Below are 5,479 nucleotides of genomic sequence, written 5' to 3'. Positions count from 1 at the left end.
TTCTGTTATTTTCATAACTTCTGACTATTTTCTCTATTCGGTTGCTAATGTCCTTCTCATTCAATTGTTGTCTGCGGTATTTCCCGCTGACATAGATAATCATACCACAGACAACACTATTTGTCAACAAACTTTTTTATTTTTTTAAAATAAATCTATTATCTTATCTATAATCCTTTTTTTCTCTATATCTTTTCTTACAATTAATTTATCTTTAAACACCACTTCACCATTTACTAATACTTTATAACTACCTACTGAAGTTCCTGCTTTTATTGGTGCTATTAGTTTTTTCTCTCTCTCTGTGATTATTGAAACATCTGCATCTTTCTTCACAATTTTAGAAAAAGTTTTAGTTCCGTAAACTTTCACTTCAGAAGCATATCCTCCAACTAATGGAAGTATTACAACCGGAATATCCTTTTTTATAATCTCTTTATTTTTATATTGTTCATAGAAACTTTCATTTAAATTTATAATTTTTTCATCTCTTATTTTAGGTGATTTACCACCCATTACTACAGTTACTATATTCGCTTTTTCTTTATCACTCAATACAGTTATATTAAATCTAGACTTTGTATGATATCCTGTTTTTAATCCATAGATTCCTTCTTTTCCTAAAAGATGAATTGTACTTTTCAGTTTATATGTTCCATTTTTTATTTCAGCAGTTTTTTGTCTTGCAATAGCTATATATTCTGGATACTTCAAAGCTTCTATAGAAAGTTTATAAATTCCATTAGCCGTTCCCATATCTAATTTTTTCTTAGTCATATGATCTGGTAACCCTGCAGGAGTATAAAATTCCAATTCATTTTCTAATCCCAAGTTTCTAGCTTTTTCATTCATCATCTCTATAAATTTTGGAATACTTCCTTTTCCAGCATGTTTAGCTAAAGCATATGCAGCGTTATTAGCTGATTTAATAGCTGCCGATTTCAATAAATCTAAAACAATTATTTTTTCTCCGCTCGCCATAGGAATTGCACTTCCACCAGCACTTAAAATTTCCCAATCTATAGTTACTTCATCATACATACTAATATTACCTTTTCTTATTTCATCTAACGCCACGATTATTGTCATAACCTTAGTTACAGAAGCTAAAGGATATTTTTGAGTTGCATTTTCTTGATAAAATATATTTCCTTTATCATCTCCTAAAATATAAGCTCTATAATCCGGGGTATTATCTTTTACAACTTTAGTTTTCGTATTTTTTGAAAAAGATAATGTTGAGGCTACCAACATGAAAACTACAACCAATTTCTTCATAAGCTTCTTCCTCCAAATAAAAAATTTAGGAGTCTCTTCCTTACGGGTTCAACTCCTAAATATTATACATTATTTTTGTTTTTTAGCCAAGTAATCTTCAATAGCTTCTTTTAATGCTTCTTCAGCTAAAACTGAACAATGCATTTTCGTTGCTGGTAAACCACCTAAAGCTTCTGCTACAACTTTGTTTGTGATGTCTAAAGCTTCATGAATATTTTTTCCTAAAACCATTTCAGTTGAAACTGACGATGTTGCTATTGCTGACGCACATCCAAAAGTTCTAAATTTAACATCTGTTATTACATCATTTTCTATCTTCAAGAATATTTCCATGATATCTCCGCAAGAAGGATTTCCTACTTTTCCATATCCATCAGGGTTTTCCATAGTTCCTACATTTCTAGGATTCATAAAATGATCCATTACTTTTTCTGTATATTGCATAGTTTTCTCCTTAGTTTTTAATTTTTTTACTTCTTATATTCATTCCATAAAGGGGATAACATTCTTAATTTTTCAATTACTTTTACAACTTGCTCTACTGTATAATCCATCTCTTCTTTTGTATTATACTTTCCTAAGCTAAATCTTATTGTTCCATGTGCAAATTCAGGTTCAATTCCCATTCCTAGAAGTACATGAGAAGCTTGTAACTCATCCGATGAGCAAGCCGATCCAGAACTTACTGCCACACCTAAGTAACTTAATGATAGAAGAATCGATTCTCCCTCTAAATATTTAAAAGTTATACTCGATGTCCCTGGAAGTCTCTCTACAGATTTTGCATTAACTACAACTTCTGGAACTCTTTTTAGCACTTCAGCTTCAAAGTAATCTCTTAACTCTTCTTCTCTTTTTATCTCTTCACTCATATTTTCGCAAGCTATTTCCAATGCTTTTGCCATTCCTACAACTGCTGGAGTATTTGTTGTCCCTGGTCTAAGTTTCTTTTCTTGACCTCCTCCAGTGATAGTTCTAGCTACTCTTACACCTTGCCTTACATAAAGTCCTGCTATACCTTTAGGTCCGTGGAATTTATGAGCTGAAAATGTTAACAAATCTGCTCCTAACTCTTTCGGATAAACCTCTATTTTTCCAACTGTTTGAACTGCATCAACATGTAATAAAATTCTATTTTTCTTTGCAATCTCTGCAATTTCTTTTATAGGTTCTATTGTTCCTACTTCATTGTTTGCATGCATTATTGAAATTAAAATAGTTTCAGGAGTTATAGCCTCTTCTAAAGCTTTAACATTTACTACTCCATTTTCATCAACAGGTACAAATGTAACTTTATATCCATCTTGCTCTAGGTCTTTAAATGTATTTTTTATAGCTGGGTGTTCTATCGAACTTGTTATTATATGATTTCCTCTATTTTTATATGCTTTAGCTACTCCTCTAACTGCTATATTATCAGATTCTGTTCCAGAAGCAGTGAATATAATTTCTTCTGTTTTGACTTTTAATAAAGTTGCAATCTTCCCTCTTGATTCTGATACAGCCATTCCTGTCTCTCTTCCAAAAGTATGCATACTAAAAGCATTTCCATACTCTTCTGTTAAAAAAGGCATCATTGCTTCTAATACTTTTGGATCCATCTTTGTAGTAGCGTTGTTATCCAGATAAACTCTCATAGTTTTCGTCTCCTTCAATTCTCACTCTTGTTTTACAATAAGATAATAACATTCTTTATTAATTATGTCAACAATTAAAAACTTTTTTCTCTACTTTTTTATAGTTTTTCACCATGCTTACAATACAACTTTATTTCGCATTCCAAACATTTTGGTCTTCTAGCAATACACTTATCCCTACCTTGAAGTATTAAATAATGCGAAAAATCTATCCAATACTCTTTCGGTATAATTTTCATTAATTCTTTCTCTATCTTAATTACATCTTCTTCTTTAACTAACCCTATTAAATTAGTCAATCTTCTTACATGTGTATCAACAGTAATCCCATCAGCTAATCTCCAGATTTCTCCCCTTACAACATTAGCCGTTTTTCTTCCAACACCAGCAAGTTCAGTTAACTCCTCCATTTTCTGTGGAATTTCACCGTTATATCTTTCTAACAATTGCTGGCTGCATAATTTTATATTTTTTGCTTTATTTCTATAAAAGCCTGTACTTTTTATCAACTTCTCTATATCTTCTATCGGCATTTCTGCAAATTGCTCAGGAGTATTAACAACTTTATACATCTCTTCTGTTACAATATTAACTCTCACATCTGTACATTGAGCAGATAATATCACAGCAATTAATAGTTCAAAAGGAGTTTCATAATTCAGTGCACATTCTGGATTTCCAAACTTCTCTTTTAATATATCTATAACTTTTAATGCTCTTTCTTTTTTTCTCAAAGTGACCTCCGTTAATCTAGCTCTTTCATGTATAAAAAGTAATCAATTCCACCGTGATCTATCTGACCTTTAAATAAAAAACCAGCTTTTTCAAAACATAAAATAGATTTATCATTTTCTTCTAAAATGTATGCAACGATGTAGTTTAATTTTGGATATTTAAATTTCAACTCCTCTATACTTGCATTTACAATTGTTGTCGAATAACCTCTTCCTCTTATACATTCAGCTAAATATAGCGAAATTTCCGCACCTTCTAATTCCTCATCTAATTGAAACTTTACATTCCCTAAGAAGGTACCTATTAAATCTTCGACAGTAAACATTGCATAATTAGAAGAGTTTAATAAAAATCTATACCATCTTTCATGATTTCTTTTCTGCTCTTCTTCATTGTTTTTACAATATTTTTTTACATAGTTTAAATTAAGATGGTTATATATATTCTCTATGTCATCTGCCGTAGTTTCTCTTATGACTATCACTACTTTATTACAACCCTGTTATATTTTTTCTTTCCTTGCTTTATCATCATAGCTCCATCTAAGAATAAATCAGCCGTCATCTCCATAGCAAAATCTGTTACTTTTTCATCATTTATAGATAATCCATTTTGTTGAACAAGTCTTCTTCCTTCACTCTTTGTTTTTAACAATCCTAACTCTACCATTAAATCAACAACACCCATTCCGATAACAGCTTCTGTTACTTCAGATGTTGGAACATTTGATAAATCTACTCCACCTTGTCCAAATAAAGCTTCAGATGCTTGTTTAGCTTTTTCAGCTTCTTCCTCTCCATGAACAATTTTTGTCACTTCATAAGCTAAAACTTTCTTAGCTTCATTTATTTCAGCACCTTCTAAAGCTGCTAATCTTCTAACTTCATTCATAGGTAAGAATGTTAATAAGGCTAACGGTTGAGCTACATCAGCATCTGGTAAATTTCTCCAGTATTGATAAAACTCGTAAGGTGATGTTTTTTCTGGATCTAGCCATAATGCTCCTTTAGCTGTTTTACCCATTTTCTTACCTTCACTGTTTGTCAATAAAGTACAAGTCATTGCATAACCTTGTTTTCTATCTTTTTTTCTTATTAAATCTACTCCTGCAATCATATTAGACCATTGGTCATCTCCACCCAACTGCATAGTACATCCATATTTTCTATTTAAAACTAAGAAATCATATCCTTGCATTAACATGTAGTTAAACTCTAAGAAAGATAATCCACCCTCTTCCATTCTTGATTTAAAACATTCTGCAGCTAACATTCTATTAACTGAAAATTGCGATCCTATATCTCTTATAAAATCAATATAATTTAACCCTCTTAACCAATCTGCGTTATTTACTAGCAAAGCTTTATCATCAGAAAAATCTATAAACTTTTCCATTTGTTTTTTTATTGATGCAACATTATGAGCTATTATCTCATCAGTCATCATTTGTCTCATATCAGTTCTTCCGCTTGGATCTCCTATCTGAGCTGTTCCTCCACCAATTAATGCTATTGGTCTATGTCCATGCTGTTGCATATGAGACATAAACATCATTGCTATAAAATGACCCACATGTAAGCTATCCGCTGTTGGATCAAACCCTATATAAAAAGTTACTTTTTCCTTTTCAAGTAACCCCTTCATTTCCTCTTCGTGAGTCATTTGTTTTACGTATCCACGATCTTTTAAAACTTCAAAAACATTTGACATAATTATCCTCCATAACCTAATTTTTACTCTATTGTAACATAAAGATTTTCATTTTTAAAGGACTAATAAAAAATAGCAGCTCACAAAAATGACGTGAGCTGCTTTTCTTTTCCCTTCAT

The 5,479-nt window shown here is 31.2% G+C and carries 6 protein-coding genes; all 6 read right to left on the bottom strand.

The genetic code is table 11. From position 1 onward, the window contains the following. Positions 1-144: 144 nt before the first annotated feature. The 6 genes from Q0O83_RS11705 to tyrS all read right to left on the bottom strand — a co-directional run bounded on the left by Q0O83_RS11705 (position 145) and on the right by tyrS (position 5,360). The gene (locus Q0O83_RS11705; protein ID WP_294097300.1) at positions 145-1,278 is read right to left on the bottom strand and encodes a serine hydrolase; all 1,134 of its coding nucleotides are present in this window, start codon (positions 1,276-1,278) and stop codon (positions 145-147) included. Positions 1,279-1,347: 69 nt separating this feature from the next. Continuing rightward, positions 1,348-1,722 (bottom strand): Fe-S cluster assembly scaffold protein NifU, encoded by a 375-nt coding sequence (nifU, locus tag Q0O83_RS11700; protein WP_294097299.1) that lies wholly within the window; start codon positions 1,720-1,722, stop codon positions 1,348-1,350. A 26-nt stretch (positions 1,723-1,748) separates the two neighbouring features. Then, positions 1,749-2,915, bottom strand: a complete 1,167-nt coding sequence (locus Q0O83_RS11695) for a cysteine desulfurase family protein (RefSeq protein WP_294097297.1) — start codon at positions 2,913-2,915, stop codon at positions 1,749-1,751. A 98-nt stretch (positions 2,916-3,013) separates the two neighbouring features. Next, positions 3,014-3,649: an endonuclease III gene (nth, locus tag Q0O83_RS11690; RefSeq protein ID WP_294097295.1), complete on the bottom strand. Its 636-nt coding sequence runs from the start codon at positions 3,647-3,649 to the stop codon at positions 3,014-3,016. An 11-nt stretch (positions 3,650-3,660) separates the two neighbouring features. Continuing rightward, positions 3,661-4,134 (bottom strand): GNAT family N-acetyltransferase, encoded by a 474-nt coding sequence (locus tag Q0O83_RS11685; protein ID WP_294097293.1) that lies wholly within the window; start codon positions 4,132-4,134, stop codon positions 3,661-3,663. Next, complete coding sequence (tyrS, locus tag Q0O83_RS11680) at positions 4,134-5,360, bottom strand: tyrosine--tRNA ligase (RefSeq protein ID WP_294097291.1); 1,227 nt, start codon at positions 5,358-5,360, stop codon at positions 4,134-4,136. Before tyrS ends, Q0O83_RS11685 begins: the two co-directional genes overlap by 1 nt. Between the last annotated feature and the right edge of the window lie 119 nt (positions 5,361-5,479).

The organism is uncultured Cetobacterium sp., from assembly GCF_945952365.1.
GTDB lineage: Bacteria > Fusobacteriota > Fusobacteriia > Fusobacteriales > Fusobacteriaceae > Cetobacterium_A.
This window is presented reverse-complemented; position numbering and strand designations above follow the sequence as displayed.